A 17749-nucleotide genomic window follows, 5' to 3' on the forward strand; every position below is an offset into this window, starting at 1 on the left:
CCACGGTGCGTGACTGATGCCGTCGATCATCACCCACGCGGCGGTGCCACTGGCGTTGTGGTGCGCTGCTGATCGCGGCCGCATTCCGCCGCGCCTGCTGGGCGCGGGCGTGATCGCGGCGATGCTGCCCGACGCCGATGTACTCGCGTTTGCCCTGCACATTCCCTACGCCGATGCGTTCGGCCATCGCGGGGCCAGCCACTCGCTGCTGTTCGCCCTGGTGCTCGCCGTGTTGGCGGCGGTGTTGGCGTTCTTTGGTAGCCGCCGACTTGGGTCGGCGCCGCTCAGCTCCGGTAGTCGCCAACCTTGGTTGGCGGTGCTGTGCCAACCAAGGTTGGCACCTACCACGGCAAAGCCAACCTTGGCATCTACCGTACAAGCGGCGGCGTTCGTGTTCGTCTGCGCCGCCAGCCATCCATTGCTGGATGCGTTGACCTCCGGCGGCCTTGGCGTTGCGCTGGCCTGGCCCTGGAGCGAACACCGCTTCTTCGCACCCTGGCGGCCGATCCGCGTGTCGCCGTTCGCGCCGCAGTTCTTCAGCGCGCGCGGCCTGGCCACCCTGCTGTCGGAACTGCGCTGGGTGTGGCTGCCGCTGGCCGGCGCTGTCATCGCCTGGAAACTGATTCACCCCGCCCCCGCTGCCCCACGAGACCTGTCATGAGTACTGCCCTGCCCTCCGCATTGGTTGCCGAACTGTCCGCGCTGCTGGGCAGCGACGGCTGGCGCATGGATGACGGCGCACTGGAGGCGAACGCGCAGGACAACTCGTGGCGCCACCAGCGCCCGGCTGCGGTGGCACTGCCGGCCGACATCGAACAGGTGCAGGCGCTGGTGCGTGCCTGCCGCGCGCATGGCGTGGCCCTGGTCGCGCGCGGTGCGGGCACCGGCACCACCGGCGCCGCCGTGCCAGTGCCCGGCAGCATCGTGCTGTCGTTCACCCGCATGGACCGCATCCTCGAGATCCGCGCCGGTGACCGCTGCGCCGTGGTGCAGCCGGGCGTGCTCAACGGAACGCTGCAGCAGGCACTGGCACCGCACGGCCTGTTCTGGGCACCGGACCCCTCCAGCGCCGAGATCTGCAGCATCGGCGGCAACCTGGCCTGCAATGCCGGTGGTCCGCGCGCGGTGAAGTACGGCACCAGCCGCGACAACGTGCTGGGCCTGGTAGCAGTGACAGGTACCGGCGAGGTGATCCGCTGCGGCGGTGCCTACACCAAGGACGCCACCGGCTATGACCTCACCCACCTGCTGGTCGGCAGCGAAGGCACGCTGGCGCTGATCGTGGAAGCCACGCTGAAGCTGACCCCGCTGCCGGTCAGCCAGGCCGGGCTGCGCGTGCTGTATCGCGATGCCGACGCGGCCGCCGCTGCCGTCTCGCGGCTGATGTCGCAGCCGGTCGTTCCCACGCGCTTGGAATTCATGGACGCACGCAGCCTGGAGCTGCTGCGCCTTAATGGTGCCGACGTACCCGAGGCGGGCGCGATGTTGCTGGTCGAGGCCGATGGCGACCACGACACCCTGCCCTATCTGCTACAGGCATTGGCGACCGCCGCCGAAGGTGACGGCATGATCGCACTGGACGTGGCAATGGAAGGCCGCGCGCGCGACCAGCTGTGGGCCGCACGCAAGGCCTTGTCGCCGGCGCTGCGCAGCGTCGCCCCGGGCAAGATCAACGAAGACGTAGTGGTACCGGTATCGCGCATCCCCGATCTGGTGGCCGGCGTGCAGGTACTGGCCCGCGACTATTCGCTGACCATCGTCACCTTCGGCCATGCCGGCAACGGCAACCTGCACGTCAACATCCTGTACCACCCGGACGATGCAGACGAGAACGCACGCGCGCATGCCGCGCTGCCGAAGATCTTCGAACTGACGCTGGCGCTGGGTGGCACGCTGTCGGGCGAACACGGCATCGGCCTGGCCAAGCGTGATTTCATGGCGAAGGCGTTCACCGCGGAAACGCTGGCGGCGATGCGCGCGATCAAGGCCGCGCTGGATCCGGATGGCATCCTCAACCCGGGCAAGGTGCTGCCGCCGGCATAGGCCGCGGACAACTGTTGAGCCGAGCCATGCTCGGCTCGCCGCGTTCCGCGCGGGCTTGCGCGAGCGGAACGGAGAGCAGCCAAGCGCGGGCCCGGCGCTACAGTGGATTGTCGCCCGCAATATCGTTCAGGGTCTGCCGGAAGCTGGGCAACAGCACGCGGTTGCCATGGCCGCTCAGGTGATCGTTGTCGAAGAACAGCGGTTCACCGTCCTGCACCGCCGAGCAGGTATCCGGCCCGCACAGCAGCGGCAGCGGATCCCACACGGTCAATGACGGGTAACGCGCGGCCAGCTCGGCCAGCAGCGCCATCTGCGGTGCACGCAGCATCTTCAGATTCGCGCGCGACATGCTCAAGCCACCGGCGCACGCCGGATTGCTACGGTTGAACCAGTCCGAGCAGCGATAGGCCCCGGCCTTGAACAGCGGCAGCGGTGCATCGATGACCACGTGCACGCCCAACCGCTGCAGCCGGCCCAGCACACGCTCGGCTTCTTCGCGTGCCGCCTGCGCATGCGTGGGCGTGCGCTCGGCCAGCAACTGCCGATAAATCTGCAGTGCGTCCTGTTGCTGCCAATCGAACCCTCGCAGCTCCGGCATGCGCAGCGCCGCCAGCAACACGATGTCACCCGGGCGCGCGTCGCGTTCGATGGCCGACAGGCTGTCCTCGATGAAGTCCTGGCAGTCGGCCGGGCTGGCCCGCAGCAGATTGACGAAGCTGCAGCCGCCGCGATCCTCCTGGCGGATCTCCATCCCGGTCTGTCGCGCAACCATGCTGGTCATCGTGCGGTAGGCCGCCGCATGCGAGTCGCCCACAACAAACAGGCGTCGCCCTTCAAGCGCCGGTGCGCCCACCGGCTCCAGCGGTCGCCACGCCGGGTAGCGACGCGCCTGCCATGCGTAGCCATCACGGGTGACGCTGAGCGAGATCTGCTCGTGGTACTCCACCGTCGCCCAGGCACCGGCGCCGCACAGCGCCACCACAGGCAGCGCCATCGCCAGCACCTTCGCCGGCGCCAGCCGCAACAGCGGCAGGGCGCTGCGCAGCGGACGTTCAACGTAATGATAGGACGCGGCCGACACGGCCAGCAGCAGCACCGGATACAGCCACAGCGCAGCGCCCTGCAGCCCGTAGGTCCAGCGCAGCAGCACCAGCAGTGGCCAATGCCACAGGTACAGCGAATACGACAGGCGCCCCAGGTACGACAGCGGTGCCCAGCCCAAGGCGCGGCCGACGCGCGATTGGCCATGCCCGGCTACCGCCGCCAACAGCAGCAGGGTGCCAACCACCGTGGCCAACACACCCGGCACCGGCATCGCCAGTTGCGGCGCGACAAGTACGCCCGCCAGCAGCAGGGCCAGGCCGGGCAGTGCGAGCGCATCCCCGCGCTTGCCGGGACCGCGCGTGCTCATCCACTGGTACAACAGCGCACCGGCCGCCAGTTCCCAGAAGCGCGACGGCAGCAGGTAGAACGCCGCCGCCGGGGCGGCCTGCGCCTGCCAGCCCGCCCACGCCAGCGACAGCACCGTGAGCGCCGGCAACAGCACACGCGACCACGGCCAGCGGTCGTGGCCGCGCAACCACACGAAGAACAGCAGCGGGAACACCAGGTAGAACTGCTCCTCCACGCCCAGTGTCCAGGTGTGCAGGAACGGATTGAGTTCCGCGCCGGGCGAGAAGTAGTCATCCTGCTGGCCGGCCAGTACCACGTTGCTGAAACCCACCAGCGCCGCCCAGCCGGTCTGGTCGAACTGCTCGTTGCGCCAGGCGCGGGGAATGAACAGCGCCGACAGCACGAAGGTGGCCATCAGCATCACCAGCAGCGCCGGCAACAGACGCAGCACGCGACGCCGGTAGAAATCGAGCAGCAGCGCGCCCAGTGGCATGCCTGCACGCGCAGCCAGCGATTGGCTGATCACGAAGCCGGAGACCACGAAGAACAGGTCCACACCGGTGAAACCACCGGAAAGCCACGCCGCATTCGCATGGAAGACGATGACGGCCAGCACGGCCAGTGCACGCAGGCCATCGATGGCAGCGTTGTGGGAGCGTTCGGGGTGAAGCATGCGGGCGACCGTCAGCGAGCGATCGGGCAGCATGGCCAGCGCTTGCGCAGTCATTCAATGGACAATCGCGACAGACGTGGACATTGTTCATGTCCCGTCCCTGCTCGCCGCAGTTGTAGAGCCGAGCCATGCTCGGCTGTTCTGCAGTCAGATCGCTTGGGGTCAGAGCCCATTGCCATGCAATGGGCTCTGACCCCGGCGTCGGCCCTGGCGTCGTTGTTTACCAGGCCATGCGCAGGCCCACCTGGCCGCCCACGTTGCGGTAACCGTGGTCACCGCGCTGCACGCTCAGGCCGCCCCATGCACCCCAGCGCTGGCCCAGCTTCAGCTCGGCACCGGCCTGCACTTCGTATCGGTTGCGCGGCACATCCGCGCCCAGCGTGTCACCGTTGAACTGCAACGCGCTGGTGCCGCTGCCACGCAGCCAGTTCACGCCCAGGTAGGGCTGCACCACGCTGCCCGCCGCAGTGCCGCCACCGAACACGCGCACGCCCACGCGTCCGTTCAGTCCGCCGGCATCGGCACGATCGATCACCGTGCCGTTGTGCTCGACATGACGATCGGCGCGGAACTCCGCGTACGACAATTGCAGCTGCGGCTGAAGGTACAGCTGGCTCGACGCCCCCTGCCAGACGTTGAAGGTGTAACCGGCTTCCAGCGATGCGCTGGTGGTGCGCGAATCGTACTGCTCCGGCTCCAGGCCGATGCCCTGCACCCGGTTGTCGAAACGACCGTACTGCACGTTCGCATCCACATAGGCGCCGTGAGTGCCCTCGCCATCCTGCAACCAGGTGCCATAAACACCCAGCGCAGTGCCACGCACGCGGCCGGTAGCGGTGTAGCCGGTCAGATCCGAAACGACGCGGTTGTCGGTGCGGCCACTGCCCAGCATCACGCCAAAGGCCGCGTTTCCCCGACGCAACAGATCACTGCCGATCTGCAGTACCGACGTATTGCCATCCACCGACAGCTGACCACCCACCGCGGTGAAATCTGCATTGCTGCGGCCTGCGCGCGCCCACGCAGTGCGCTCGCTGCCAATGGCGCCGGTGCGCTCATGCATGCGGTGGGCAAACATGCTGATGGCCGCCGACTGGTTAGCCAGATAGGCACCAGCCTCCGGGCGCAGCACCGGCGGCGGCCGGATCGGGTCCACCGGCCCCACGCCCTCGCCCCCGTCCCCGCCCTCACCCGGGTCCGGGCCCGGGCCCGGATCCACCGCACAGCCCGGCGCCGCCGGATCGTCCTGGCACACATCAAACCACTGCGAACGCAGGTACCAGTTGCCGTCGGAAGGATCGGCAAGACCGCCATGGAACAGGAAGTACTCGTACGAACCTCCCACCGCGCGGCCGGCCAGCGCGTAGCGCGCCAGTGATGCTCCGTCCACTTCGATCAGCTGGATGCCGTCCACCGTAGGTGCGCCCACTCCGCCGATGTTGTTGACCACGATGCTTGCATCACCCGAGGTATCCCCTCGCACATGCAGGCGATCGATCGCGCTGTCATCGCCCGCCAGTGCGCCCTGGAACAGGAAGGACGCACCTTCGCTGTGCAGGTCGCCGTCTACGGTGAGCGTGTTGAAGCGGCCGCTGCCGTCGGACAACGCCAGCCCGCTGTTGAGCACCTGCAGTTCCCCCACCGTGGCGTCACCGACCAGCGTCCACTGGCTGCCGCTTTCGATCGCCATCGTCTGCACAAGATCGGACGAACCCTGCCACAGTGAACCATCGGCCAAGCGCACGTGCACGTCCGACTGTGGCACCAGGCCGGCATCCTCGTCCTCCGGGGTAATCACGATGTCGCCCAGCATCTGCGAGCGCCCTTCCAGCAGCACATCGAAGCGCCCCGCCACAGCCGCATCCAGCGCCAGTGCAATGCCATTGCCGCCAGACACCAGCGCACCGCTGGTCAAGGTCAGTCCAGGGTCACGGCTGCTGCGCAGCCACACACCGCCATGCTGTGCACTGACCAGCGAGCCGCCGTCGATACTCATGCGGCCGTTGTCATTGATCACTGCGGCCCACGCGCCTTCGCCTTCGGTGCGAACGTGGGTGTTGGTCAGCGTCATCTCGCCGGTGCCACCGGACAGCACACCGTGCGAGTTGACGCCGGTAGTGCGCACCACGCTGTCGGCCAGATGCACGGTGCCGCCCAGGCGCGCAATGGCACCGATGGCGCCGGCGCCTTCGGTCAGGATGTCGGTCGCGCTGGCAGTCGCTACCGGGCGAGCCCCGGGGCCACCCTGGGCATACAGGCCATGACCATTGAGGCCTTGCGTACGCAGCCGGCTGGACGCGATCCGCGTCGTTCCCCCGTACAGCGCCACTGCCTGCCAGCGGTCACCTTCAGCGGTGATCTGTGAACCTTCAATCTCCAGTTCACCGTCAATCATCAGTTGCACACCTATGCCATTACGCGCGGTGATGACCGATCCAACCACAGTGGCTTTGCCATCACGCTGGTTGATGTCGATGCCTTTGCTCTCACTGAGCAACTGGCTGTTGCGCAGGGTCAGTTCAGACCCCTCGGTCATGCTGATACCGAAATGTCCGTACAGATCAACACCATCCAGCAGCAGCTTCCCGCCGCCTCCCGTCGAGAAGCTGATCGCGCTGGCATGATCGCCACGCGCGTGGATGGAGCCGCCGTGCACCTCCACATCGCCGCCCACATCCAATCCTGAGCCGGATCGGGCATGACCCAGGTCGATCCGCAGGTCTTCAAACACCGCCCTGCTGCCCAATGGAACCAACACAGCATGCGCCCCCCCCGCATCACCGGTAATCTGGACGTTGCGCAGCATGGCGTCCGAGCCCATGGCCAGCCATAACGCATATCCCGCCCCGTTCTGTTCGATACGTACGTTCTCGGCCACCACGGTGCTGCCCTGTGCATGGATGGCATTGGCATCGCCATTGATCTGCAGATGACTGTCACGCAACGCAAGGTCGCCGTCGCTCACCTGCACGCCATGGCTGCCCGCGCCATGGGTGACTATGCCAACACCGCTTGCGGATGCGCTTGCCCGCGAAACTGCCATACCTGCTGAAGACCGCCCCTGGGTCTCGATCTGCGTGCCGCTCAGGTCGACCCGGCCGCCATCCACCACCGATACACCGGCGGCACCGCTGCCCAGCGTGGTGATGGTGCCCCCGTGCAAGCGGATCAGGCTGTCCGCACCCTGCACCATTGCAGCGGCGGCAGCATTGCCTTCGGTGCGCAGGTTTACCTCGCCGGCGGGAATGATGCTGCCGCCGTTGAGTGCAAGGAACGCATGGCCGGCGGGATTGCCGGGCACGACCGGGTCAGTGGTGTGGTAGTCGCCTGCGGCCGGAACCTGTTCGTCACCATCAGCGATTACCTGCTGTGCCATAGCGACAGACGGAACCAGCATGGCGGAGAGCGCTATGGCGAGCAGATGGCGGCGGGGAAGTGCGGGACGCATGCAGGTGGCTCCGATGGAAGGGCCACCACCTTAGGGACGGGGGGCAATGGCGCCCATCGAATAGTTTGCAGATCTGCTGCACCGCAGCTCCTCGTGCCCGTGCCGCCTGCGATGAACAGTGGCCAACCCGGTCAGCAGCCTGATCCGGCCTTTACAACAAATTGCATGGGCTGAGGCCAGCGTCCCGCCCAGAATTCGTGCCGATCAAGACATGGACCGGCGAATTCAGCTCATCACACCCGTTTCACATGAACAGGCCGTAGAAGCTGCTACGTGAACGAAGGGATTAGCGAAATCTGTGCAGACGCACTTGCGCACGATGCAGAACTGAATCGCCGCCTCCGCCGATGCCCGCGTCAAGCGGGGCCTGCAATCCACTTCTGCCATAAGGATCTACCCATGCGTCTTCGCCACAGCATTTCCCAACCCAAACTGTTGCCGCTGGTCCATGGCCTGCTGGCTGCACTGGCCTTGGCCCCTGCAGCGACGGCGTTTGCAGCTGAGCTGGACGGGGGTTTCGCCCGCGTGCAACCAGGAGATGCCGTTGAGGAGTGGACGCTGAAGAACGGGGCGTATCTGATCGTGCAGGATGGTGAGACGCAGTCCATCACGGCCGTTAGCTCCGGAGTCGACGCCTTCCACGCCACGATCAGCCGCAGCGGCAGCAATCAGCACGCCGTGGCACTTTACGGCAGGGCCCAGTTCCAGTCCGAGGGAAGCACGCTCCGCGGCGGTGGCGTCCTCGTCAGCGGAGAGTCATCGGCGCACATGATCGGAAATCGTGTGCTGGTGACCGCTGCAGATGGGCTGTCACCTACTGAATCACTAAGCATCGGCCTCGCGATGGGTGGCACGCCGGCCGGCGCGCCGCTGCCCGGTGCATCGGCCATCATCAACTCCACCTACATGCGCGTGGAAGACACCGCCGCCGGCAGCGACATTGCCAGTGGGCTGGGCGTGCGCATGCAGAACGGCAAGGTAAGCATCATCAACGGATCGCGCATCGACGCGGACAACGTGGGCGTGCTGATGATGGGCACGATATACACGCCGGACACCCTGCAGCTGGTGGTTGATGGTTCTACGATCTCGTCTGGCCGCAGCGCCGCCATCCGTGTGGCGGCCGATCAGCCTGCGGACTTCGTCATCAACGTCAGCAATGGCGCCCAGCTTCACGGCGGCAACGGCAATCTGCTGCAGGTCGATTCCCGCAGCGGCAGTGCCACACCCGGTGCCAGCCACGTAACGTTCAACGTGGATGACGCGCGGCTTGCGGGCAATGTCAGCTTCGACGCCGCCACGGTCGATGGCAGCCTGGACGTCGCCCTGCGCAACAAGGCGCAGATCGATGGCCGTTTCATCAATGTCACCAGCGCCAGCATCGACAGCGACAGCACCTGGCTGATGACCGGCGACAGCAACGTCGGTGCGCTCACCCTGGGTGCCGGTGGCACCGTTGCACTGGGCAGCGGCAGCAGCTTCAACACGCTCACTGTGGATGAATTCACCGGCAACGGCGGCACCCTGCTGTTCAACACCCAGCTGGGTGACGACACCTCGCTGACCGACAAGCTGGTCATCAAAGGCGATGCCAACGGCCAGGCCAACGTGCGCGTGCTCAATGCCGGCGGCGCTGGCGCCAAGACCGACCGCGGCATCGAGCTGATCGACATCAGTGGTGCGTCCAATGCACAGTTCGACCTGGTCGGCCGCGCCGTGGGTGGGCAGTACGAGTACTTCCTGGTGAAGGACACCAACGGCAACTGGTACCTGCGTTCGCAGACCGGCGCCGGCCCGGATCCGTGCGTGGTCGATCCGACCCTGCCGGAGTGCACGCCGATCGACCCAGTGGACCCAGTGGACCCGGTGGACCCGATCGAGCCGCCGCCGCCGGTGTTGCGCCCGGAAGCCGGTGCCTACCTGGCCAACCAGTTCGCGCTGGACCAGATGCTGCGCCATGGCTGGCGTGACCGTCAGGGCGGAAGCACTGCCGCCAGCGATGGCGTCCGCGGCTGGGCCCGGGTGGATGCCACGCAGAGCAAGCTCGGCGCGGTGGATGACCAGCTCGACCTGCGCGTGGACCGCTCGCGCCTGCAACTGGGTGCGGACATCGGCGTGTTCGATGACGGCCGTGGCCGCATCGGCGTAATGGGTACCGCTGCACGCAGCAGCGCCACCTCGCGTTCGGACGTGACCGGCTACAGCGCACGCGGCAAGGTGGAAGGTGGCGCGCTGGGTGTGTACGGCAACTGGAGCACCGATGCGCTGTATGTGGACGCCAGCGTGCAGCGCGGCCAGTTCCGCAACCGCGTGCAGGGCGAAGGCCTGGCCGAGGAGCGCTACGACTCGGATATCTGGCAGTCGTCCGTGGAAGCCGGTTACCGCTTCGGCATCGGCCAGATCGGCACTACCGCGCTGAGCCTTCAGCCGGAACTGCAGCTGGTCTACACCGATGCAAAGACTGACGTGCATACCGAAACCAACGGCACCGTGGTGCGCGCAGCGGGCAACAGCGGCCTGTCCGGTCGTGCTGGCCTGCGCCTGCAGGGTGAAGGCCACTCGGCGGCGGGTGCCTCGGTCAGCCCGTATCTGGCGGCCAACTGGTACCGCGATAGTGCCGGCAATGGCATCGCCTTCGACGACGAAGTGCTGAAGGCCGGCATCCCGCGCAACCGCTATGAACTGAGCGCGGGCGCGCGCGTGGAATTCCGTTCCGGCTTCAGTGCCTGGGGCGGGTTCGGGGTGATGCGCGGTGACAGTGGCTACCGCGAAGCGACGGCGAACCTGAGCGTCGCCTACAAGTGGTGATGTAAACACGAACGGCGCCGGAGAGATCCGGCGCCGTTCTGCTTTCTGTAGCGCCGAGCAGATCTTTTGCACCGCAGCTCCTGGGGCCCGCGTCGCCTGTGATGAACAGTGGCCAACCCGATCAGCAGCCTGATCCGGCCTTTACAACAAATTGCATGGGCTGAGGCCAGCGTGCCGCCCAGAATTCGTGCCGATCTAGACATGGACTGGCAAATTCAACTCATACAGCCGCTTCACATGAACAGGCCGAAAAGGCCGCTTACGTGAACGAAGGGATGAGCGAAATCGGTGCAGACGCACTTGCGCACGATGCAGAACTGAATCGCCGCCTCCGCCGATGCCCGCGTCAAGCGCGTCCTGCAATCCACTTCTGCCATAAGGATCTACCCATGCGTCATCGCTACAGCATTTCCCAACCCAAGCTGCTGCCGCTGGTCCATGGCCTGCTGGCCGCACTGGCCCTGGCCCCTGCAGCGACGGCGTTTGCAGGTGAGCTGGACGGCACCTACGCCAAAGTGCGACCGGGCGATGCCGTTGAGGATTGGACGCTGAAGAACGATGCAGTTCTAGAAGTGCTGGAGGATGCTGAGACGCAGACCATCAGGGCCGTCGACTCCTTCGTCACCGCCTATCGCGGCAGCACGATCACCCGCAGCGGCAGCTATAACTACGCCGTGGAACTTTTCGGCAGGGCCTCGTTCCAGTCCGAGGGCATCACGCTCCGCGGCGGTGGCGTCCTCGTCAGCGGAAACTCAGAGTCGCGCATGTACGGAAATCGCGTGCTGGTGACCGCCGCAGATGGTCTGTCACCCACGGCGGTACACAGCGTGGGCCTCTCGATGGGTAGCACGCCGGCCAGTGCGCCGCTGCCTGGTGCATCGGCCCTCATCGACTCCACCTACATGCGCGTGGAAGACACCGCGGCCGGCATCGACATTGGCAGTGGGCTGGGCGTGCGCATGGAGAATGGCACGGTAAGTATCGTCAACGGATCGCGCATCGACGCGGCCAACATTGGCGTACTGATGTTCGGCACACGATTCACGCCGGACACCCTGCAGCTGGTGGTTGATGGTTCTACGATCTCGTCTGGCCGCAGCGCCGCCATCCGTGTGGCGGCCGATCAGCCTGCGGACTTCGTCATCAACGTCAGCAATGGCGCCAAGCTTCACGGCGGCAACGGCAATCTGCTGCAGGTCGATTCCCGCAGCGGCAGTGCCACACCCGGTGCCAGCCACGTAACGTTCAACGTGGATGATGCGCGGCTTGCGGGCAATGTCAGCTTCGACGCCGCCACGGTCGATGGCAGCCTGGACGTCACCCTGCGTAACAAGGCACAGATCGATGGCCGTTTCATCAATGTCACCAGCGCCAGCATCGACAGCGACAGCACCTGGCTGATGACCGGCGACAGCAACGTCGGCCACCTCGCGCTAGGCAACACCGGCACCGTGGCACTGGGCAATGCCAGCACGTTCAACACCCTTACCGTCGACAGCTTCGATGGCACGGGCGGCACCCTGCTGTTCAACACCCACCTGGGTGATGACAGCTCGCTGACCGACAAGCTGGTCATCAACGGCGATGCCAATGGCCAGGCCAACGTGCGCGTGCTCAATGCCGGCGGCGCTGGCGCCAAGACCGACCGCGGCATCGAGCTGATCGACATCGGTGGTGCGTCGAACGCGCAGTTCGACCTGGTCGGCCGCGCCGTGGGCGGGCAATACGAGTACTTCCTGGTGAAGGACGCCAACGGCAACTGGTACCTGCGTTCGGAACTGGGCGGCGCGCCGGACCCGTGCCTGGCCGACCCGACCCTGCCCGAGTGCAAGCCCATCGATCCGGTGGATCCGGTGGATCCGCCGCCGCCGGTACTGCGCCCGGAAACCGGTGCCTACCTGGCCAACCAGTTCGCGCTGGACCAGATGCTGCGCCACACCTGGCGCGACCGCCAGGGCGGCGCCGCTGCGGCGGATGGCATCCGTGGCTGGGCCCGGGTGGACGCCACGCAGAGCAAGCTCGGTGCGGTGGAAGACCAGCTCGACCTGCGTGTGGATCGCTCGCGCCTGCAACTGGGCGCGGACGTGGGTGTGTTCGACAACGGTCGTGGCCGCATGGGTGTGATGGGTACCGTTGCGCAGTCCAACGCCACCTCGCGTTCGGACGTGACTGGTTTCAGCGCACGCGGCAAGGTGGAAGGTGGCGCGCTGGGTGTGTACGGCAACTGGAGCACCGATGCGCTGTATGTGGACGCCAGCGTGCAGCGCGGCCAGTTCCGTAACCGCGTGCAGGGCGAAGGCCTGGCCGAGGAGCGCTACGACTCGGATATCTGGCAGTCGTCCGTGGAAGCCGGTTACCGCTTCGGCATCGGCCAGATCGGCACTACCGCGCTGAGCCTGCAGCCGGAACTGCAGCTGGTCTACACCGACGCAAAGACCGACGTGCATACCGAAACCAACGGCACCGTGGTGCGCGCAGCGGGCAACAGCGGCCTGTCCGGTCGTGCTGGCCTGCGCCTGCAGGGTGAATCGCGCTCTGCAGCCGGTGCCTCGGTCAGCCCGTATCTGGCGGCCAACTGGTACCGCGATGGTGCCGGCAATGGCATCGCCTTCGACGACGAAGTGCTGAAGGCCGGCATCCCGCGCAACCGCTATGAACTGAGCGCGGGTGCGCGCGTGGAATTCCGTTCCGGCTTCAGTGCGTGGGGCGGGTTCGGGGTGATGCGCGGTGACCATGGCTACCGCGAAGCGACGGCGAACCTGAGCGTTGCCTACAAGTGGTGATGTAAGCACGAACGGCGCCGGAGAGATCCGGCGCCGTTCTGGTTTCTGCTTTCTGTAGCGCCGAGCACGCGCTCGGCGCCACAACAAATGTCGCAACTGGCACGCGCAGGCGTGCTCGGCTTCGCGCAGCGCGTTCGATATGCGTCTGCAATGTTTTCGAAATTGAAACTTTTCTGATTGGTATAGCAGCACCTGCATGCACATCATGGCGCGCCACCGACAACGGGTGGCACGGGCTTGCAATCCCGTTGGATGAGTGTGTTGTTTACGCTTGCCTGTCGGCGTCGCTCTTTCCTTGTTGAGCGGCGTCGGCAGGCAATCCGTCCGTGCCCTATGGCGGGCGGTGCGTGGGGGCCTCGTGCCCGCCGGCGTTTCACACTTGTCCCCGGTATTGCAACCACGCACCGTCCGCCGCCCTCGCCCAATGCGAGGGCGGCCCCTTGCATCACACTCAAGGACGCCGCCATGACTTCTTCGCTCTATCCCTATCTGTTCGCCACACTGGGCGACGCCGTCGAACGCTTGCCGGATGATCTGGCCAAAGCACTGGAAACCACGTTGGGCAGCACAATGCGCGCCCACGCCGACGAAGGCATCACCCTGCTTGGCTGCCTGCAGCGCATCCGCCACGTGGACGCCGCCGATGGCCAGCCGTGGCCGGACAAAGGACGCAAGCAGTGCTTTGGCTTCGCGATGGCCCGCATCGACCGCGCCAATGCCGGGCTCACCTTGCTGCTGGAACTGCTGCACGCCATCGAACGCGTGCGCGTGGACGGCGATGCCGACCAGCAGGTGGGCGATGATGTGCGCGAAGGGCTGCTATTGGCCTGCCGTGGGCTGGCCGAGTATGTGGATGTGCAGTTGCGGGTGGCGTAGCGCTTCGCGTTCTGAACTGCGGAAGAGGGCTCAGTTCAGCAGCCTGCCACCCGCATTTGCAATGATTCCGATGGCTCATCTTCACACTGGCATTGATAGTGCGCACTTCTTTCCAGGAAGTGTACCGATGCACAAGATGATGATCCCCCTGAAGCGCTATGCACAGTTCAGTGGCCGGGCCAGCCGCAGCGAGTTCTGGTGGTTCCAGTTGTTCATCGTGATCGTCTCGATCCCGCTTTACATTGTGAGTTTCTATGCCGGCTACAGCGGTTCTCAGGGCCTCATCCTGGCATCGAGCGGGCTGAGCTTGGTGATGTGGCTGGCCTTCGCATTGCCCGGCATTGCTGCCACCGTTCGTCGCCTGCACGATACCGATCGCTCGGGCTGGTGGCTGCTGTTGGCAATGGTCCCGTTTGCAGGCTTGGTGCTGCTGGTGTTCCTGCTGCTGCCCGGCACGCCGGGCGGCAACCGCTTTGGGACGCCCGTTCCGCACGTCTGAACTGGTAGCGCCGGGCCATGCCCGGCGCAGTCGAAAGAGCAGTCGATTGCGGCTCGACTCTACAGGAGTAAAGGATGTTGTCGGCTTATCCTTACCATCATTGCCTCTCATTCTGCCTATTTCCGCCTTCGCCATCGGTTGCGATCAGGTAGCAGATCGATGCCAAGCCCACTTGGATTGCGAGCTCAGCTTCAGCAAGGGTGGGCGGCGCCCCCTCCACTTGCCCATGGCGAACAAATGGCGTTGCGTTCGTATATGCATAGAACTTTTCGAGCATATCAAGCAGTCTTGGACTGAACCTTCCGTCACTTCGCCGATTCTTCAATGCGTTGTTCAGAGTAGTTGCTTTGGTATCGAGGACCTTAGCGACACTCTCGAGGGCACAGGCAATCTCCTTTACGCTGTTCCCGGGATCAACTGGATGCCTCAGCAAATACTGCATTGCCTTCGAGTAATGGACGCGCGCACTTTCAAATTTTTCTGTCAGTGCAGCGTCAACAGATGCAACTGTCCTCTGCAGGGCCCTCAGCCGCCTCGTCAGTTGGGACTTCTCGTTCAGCATCCAGCCAATACCGTCAGCCTCCAGCAACTCATTTACGCTTGAGCGATAAGCATCAAAGTTGAAATCACTATCGAACGGAATGCTGTCGTCGACTTCGATGAGTTGCTCTCCGACCAACTCTATAAACTCAAAGAACAATGGCCACTCACACATTTTCAAGTGTGACGACAGAGCATCCCACTCGCTTTGTTCGCTCCAATCATATGGATCTGCATCAAGCCTACAGATTGTTATGAAGGCCTCATGGAGCTCGCCAGCAATCAGGGGTTGGAAACGAGGTGGCGATCCATAGCGCTGTCCAGCGAATCTCGTGAGGATAGCCCGGACGTAGCCAATTCTCGTGTGCGCAGGGGCATCGTCAAGAATTAAAGGAGCCTGTCTATTTGCGGCCAATCTAGCTGAGAATCTTCCGCCAAGTTTTGGGTTTGCCATTTCGCATCTCACCGCGTCCGAATGGCTGAAATTTACGCTAGTAGGAGTTGGCGTGCCGAGTGCAAATCTGTGGATAAGTTGACATCCAAACAGATCTTCTCCGGCAATCGGTCCGGATAATGTGGCTCCGCCCAACTATTGCCATCCTAGTTCGCAACATCTACTCAGGCGAAATGCTCGTATCCGCTCGGGCCGTCGTGGCCTTCGGTGTGCACGCCCTGCCCTTCCATGATGCGGCCGATGCGGGTGATCGGCACGTCCAGCGATTCGGCCACGTAGTGCAGCGCGTCGCGCTGGTCGGCGGCGGCGGTGAAGCACAGTTCGTAGTCGTCGCCGCCGTGCAGCGCGCAGTCACGGGCGCCATCGCGGCCGAGCAGTTCGCGCAGTGCCGACGACATCGGCAATGCATCGGCGTCGACTTCGGCGCGTACACCGCTGCGTGCGGCGATGTGGCCCAGGTCGGCCAGCAGGCCATCGGAGATGTCCACGGCGGCATGCGCGAATGCACGCAGGCGCAGGCCCAGGGTGACGCGTGGGGTGGGACGCAGCAGGCGCAGGCGCAGGGTTTCGTAGTCGGCCAGCAAGGTGGCGGCGGTGACGTTCAATGCGCCCTGCTGCCACAGGCGCAGCGCACCGGCAGCATCGCCGAGGGTGCCGCTGACCCAGATGTCATCGCCAATCTGTGCGCGATCACGACGCAGCGCCTGGCCGCGTGACACCTGGCCCATCGCGGTAACCGACAGCGACAGCGGGCCACGCGTGGTGTCACCGCCGATCAGGGCGATGTCGTGCTGGTCGGCCAGGGCGAAGAAGCCATCGGCGAAGGCATCGATCCAGTCTTCGCTGGCTTCGGGCAGCGACAGCGCCAGCGTGCACCAGGCCGGGCGCGCGCCCATCGCGGCGAGGTCGGACAGGTTGACGGCCAGCGTCTTCCAGCCGATGTCGAACGCCGGGGTCTCGGCCGGGAAATGCACGCCGCTGTTGAGCGTGTCGGCGGTGACCACCAGTTGCTCGTTCGGGCGCGGCTGCAGCAGCGCAGCGTCGTCGCCGATGCCGAGCACGATGTCGTCGCGCTCGACGGTGCGGGCGCGGATGCGGTCGATGAGGGCGAATTCGGCCAGGGACATGGGGCGCTCCCGCGTTTGTACGTGCCGCGCCGTGCGCGGTGGGCGGTAGTGCCGGCCGCAGGCCGGCAACCTCAGAATCCCTGCAGTTGCCGGCCAGCGGCCGGCGTTACCACAGGTGGGTCAGTGACCCGATTCGACCTTGCGCCATTCCACGGCGGCACGATCCAGCACGCCGTTGACGTAGGTGTGGCCATGTTCGGAACCGAAGCGCTTGGCCGATTCGATGGCTTCGTTGATCACCACGCGGTACGGCACGTCCAGGCGGTACCGCAGTTCGTAACCGGCCAGGCGCAGCACGGCGCGTTCGATCGCGTCCACTTCGTCGATGCCACGGTCCAGGTACGGGCCGAAGGCTTCGTCGATGTCGCGACGGTTGTCGAGCACGCCATGCACCAGCGCTTCGAAGTACGCCAGGTCGGCGATTTCGCGGGCCTGTTCGTGGGCGAACTGGGCGATCAGCGACTGGCCGTTGCCGCCGGAGATCTGCCAGGCATAGATGGCCTGCACGGCACGACGGCGCGCGCGCGAGCGCAGCACCGGATCGATGCCATCGCGGCGGACGGGTTTACCGGAGGGCTTGCCCTGGGTGTTCTTGTTCATGGCAGCTGCTCCAGAAGGTTGACCATTTCCAATGCGGCGAGCGCGACTTCCTCGCCCTTGTTGCCGTGGCTGCCGCCTGCGCGGGCCTCGGCATCTTCCACGCGTTCCACGGCCAGCACGCCGTTCAGCACCGGCACGCCGAAGTCCAGCTGCACGCGCATCAGGCCTTCGGCACAGCGGTCGGCCACGTGCTCGTAGTGGCGGGTGTCGCCACGGATCACGCAGCCCAGGGTGAGGATGGCGGCGTGTTCGTGGGCGGCGGCCAGGCGCGCGGCGACCAGCGGCAGCTCCCAGGCACCCGGCACGCGGATCACGTCGATGTTGGCTTCGGCAATGCCGTTGCCGGCCAGGCTCTGGCGGGCGCCAGCAACCAGCACATCGGTGATGCGGGCGTTCCAGCGGCTGGCCAGGATGGCGAAGCGCGCCGATTCGGGAGTGCGAAGATCGCCTTCGTAGTGGCTCATATGCGGCTTGGGATTCGATTAAGGGGTAATTCTACCGTGGAT

At 65.3% G+C, this 17749-nt stretch carries 12 protein-coding genes; 6 read left to right on the forward strand and 6 right to left on the reverse strand.

What is annotated here, in order from left to right; all coding sequences use genetic code 11:
• The first annotated feature begins 16 nt into the window (after window positions 1-16).
• Complete coding sequence (locus LC407_RS18775) at window positions 17-661, forward strand: metal-dependent hydrolase (protein ID WP_223483394.1); 645 nt, start codon at window positions 17-19, stop codon at window positions 659-661.
• A complete protein-coding gene (locus LC407_RS18780) occupies window positions 658-2043 on the forward strand; it encodes an FAD-linked oxidase C-terminal domain-containing protein (RefSeq protein WP_223483395.1) in 1386 nt (461 codons plus the stop codon). Before LC407_RS18775 ends, LC407_RS18780 begins: the two co-directional genes overlap by 4 nt.
• A 97-nt stretch (window positions 2044-2140) precedes the next feature.
• Here the strand turns inward: LC407_RS18780 and LC407_RS18785 are convergent, their stop codons facing one another.
• Together LC407_RS18785 and LC407_RS18790 are read right to left on the reverse strand one after the other, a co-directional pair.
• Window positions 2141-4162, reverse strand: coding sequence for an acyltransferase family protein (locus tag LC407_RS18785; protein WP_223483396.1), 2022 nt, complete (start codon window positions 4160-4162; stop codon window positions 2141-2143).
• Window positions 4163-4328: 166 nt separating this feature from the next.
• The gene (locus LC407_RS18790; RefSeq protein ID WP_223483397.1) at window positions 4329-7484 is read right to left on the reverse strand and encodes an autotransporter outer membrane beta-barrel domain-containing protein; all 3156 of its coding nucleotides are present in this window, start codon (window positions 7482-7484) and stop codon (window positions 4329-4331) included.
• Window positions 7485-7955: 471 nt separating this feature from the next.
• Here LC407_RS18790 and LC407_RS18795 point away from each other — a divergent pair, with 471 nt between their 5' ends.
• The 4 genes from LC407_RS18795 (at window position 7956) to LC407_RS18810 (ending at window position 14522) form a co-directional block, all read left to right on the forward strand.
• The gene (locus LC407_RS18795; protein WP_223483398.1) at window positions 7956-10364 is read left to right on the forward strand and encodes an autotransporter outer membrane beta-barrel domain-containing protein; all 2409 of its coding nucleotides are present in this window, start codon (window positions 7956-7958) and stop codon (window positions 10362-10364) included.
• Window positions 10365-10753: 389 nt separating this feature from the next.
• On the forward strand, window positions 10754-13147 hold the full coding sequence (locus LC407_RS18800; protein WP_223483399.1) for an autotransporter outer membrane beta-barrel domain-containing protein: 2394 nt from the start codon (window positions 10754-10756) through the stop codon (window positions 13145-13147).
• A gap of 465 nt (window positions 13148-13612) precedes the next feature.
• Window positions 13613-14023 carry a hypothetical protein gene (locus LC407_RS18805; RefSeq protein WP_032978965.1) on the forward strand — a complete coding sequence of 137 codons (411 nt, stop codon included), beginning with the start codon at window positions 13613-13615 and terminating at the stop codon, window positions 14021-14023.
• A gap of 127 nt (window positions 14024-14150) precedes the next feature.
• A complete protein-coding gene (locus LC407_RS18810) occupies window positions 14151-14522 on the forward strand; it encodes a DUF805 domain-containing protein (RefSeq protein ID WP_134831998.1) in 372 nt (123 codons plus the stop codon).
• Window positions 14523-14619: 97 nt separating this feature from the next.
• Here the strand turns inward: LC407_RS18810 and LC407_RS18815 are convergent, their stop codons facing one another.
• The 4 genes from LC407_RS18815 to ribH form a co-directional block, all read right to left on the reverse strand.
• Window positions 14620-15516 (reverse strand): hypothetical protein, encoded by an 897-nt coding sequence (locus LC407_RS18815; protein ID WP_134831997.1) that lies wholly within the window; start codon window positions 15514-15516, stop codon window positions 14620-14622.
• A 164-nt stretch (window positions 15517-15680) separates the two neighbouring features.
• Window positions 15681-16643, reverse strand: a complete 963-nt coding sequence (gene thiL, locus LC407_RS18820; protein WP_051562411.1) for a thiamine-phosphate kinase — start codon at window positions 16641-16643, stop codon at window positions 15681-15683.
• 120 nt (window positions 16644-16763) lie between these two features.
• Window positions 16764-17243, reverse strand: a complete 480-nt coding sequence (nusB, locus tag LC407_RS18825) for a transcription antitermination factor NusB (protein ID WP_025876637.1) — start codon at window positions 17241-17243, stop codon at window positions 16764-16766.
• On the reverse strand, window positions 17240-17707 hold the full coding sequence (gene ribH, locus LC407_RS18830) for a 6,7-dimethyl-8-ribityllumazine synthase (protein ID WP_025876639.1): 468 nt from the start codon (window positions 17705-17707) through the stop codon (window positions 17240-17242). The genes nusB and ribH overlap by 4 nt, the downstream gene beginning before the upstream one ends.
• Window positions 17708-17749: the final 42 nt, after the last annotated feature.

Origin of the sequence: Stenotrophomonas sp. OVS01A (assembly GCF_019969775.1) — a bacterium.
Classification (GTDB): Bacteria; Pseudomonadota; Gammaproteobacteria; order Xanthomonadales; family Xanthomonadaceae; genus Stenotrophomonas; species Stenotrophomonas indicatrix.

Coding starts and splice junctions, on each gene's coding strand:
- LC407_RS18775 (WP_223483394.1), top strand. CDS start 17: ATGCCGTCGATCATCACCCACGCGGCGGTGCCACTGGCGTTGTGGTGC.
- LC407_RS18780 (WP_223483395.1), top strand. CDS start 658: ATGAGTACTGCCCTGCCCTCCGCATTGGTTGCCGAACTGTCCGCGCTG.
- LC407_RS18785 (WP_223483396.1), bottom strand. CDS start 4,162: ATGACTGCGCAAGCGCTGGCCATGCTGCCCGATCGCTCGCTGACGGTC.
- LC407_RS18790 (WP_223483397.1), bottom strand. CDS start 7,484: ATGGCACAGCAGGTAATCGCTGATGGTGACGAACAGGTTCCGGCCGCA.
- LC407_RS18795 (WP_223483398.1), top strand. CDS start 7,956: ATGCGTCTTCGCCACAGCATTTCCCAACCCAAACTGTTGCCGCTGGTC.
- LC407_RS18800 (WP_223483399.1), top strand. CDS start 10,754: ATGCGTCATCGCTACAGCATTTCCCAACCCAAGCTGCTGCCGCTGGTC.
- LC407_RS18805 (WP_032978965.1), top strand. CDS start 13,613: ATGACTTCTTCGCTCTATCCCTATCTGTTCGCCACACTGGGCGACGCC.
- LC407_RS18810 (WP_134831998.1), top strand. CDS start 14,151: ATGCACAAGATGATGATCCCCCTGAAGCGCTATGCACAGTTCAGTGGC.
- LC407_RS18815 (WP_134831997.1), bottom strand. CDS start 15,516: ATGGCAAACCCAAAACTTGGCGGAAGATTCTCAGCTAGATTGGCCGCA.
- thiL (WP_051562411.1), bottom strand. CDS start 16,643: ATGTCCCTGGCCGAATTCGCCCTCATCGACCGCATCCGCGCCCGCACC.
- nusB (WP_025876637.1), bottom strand. CDS start 17,243: ATGAACAAGAACACCCAGGGCAAGCCCTCCGGTAAACCCGTCCGCCGC.
- ribH (WP_025876639.1), bottom strand. CDS start 17,707: ATGAGCCACTACGAAGGCGATCTTCGCACTCCCGAATCGGCGCGCTTC.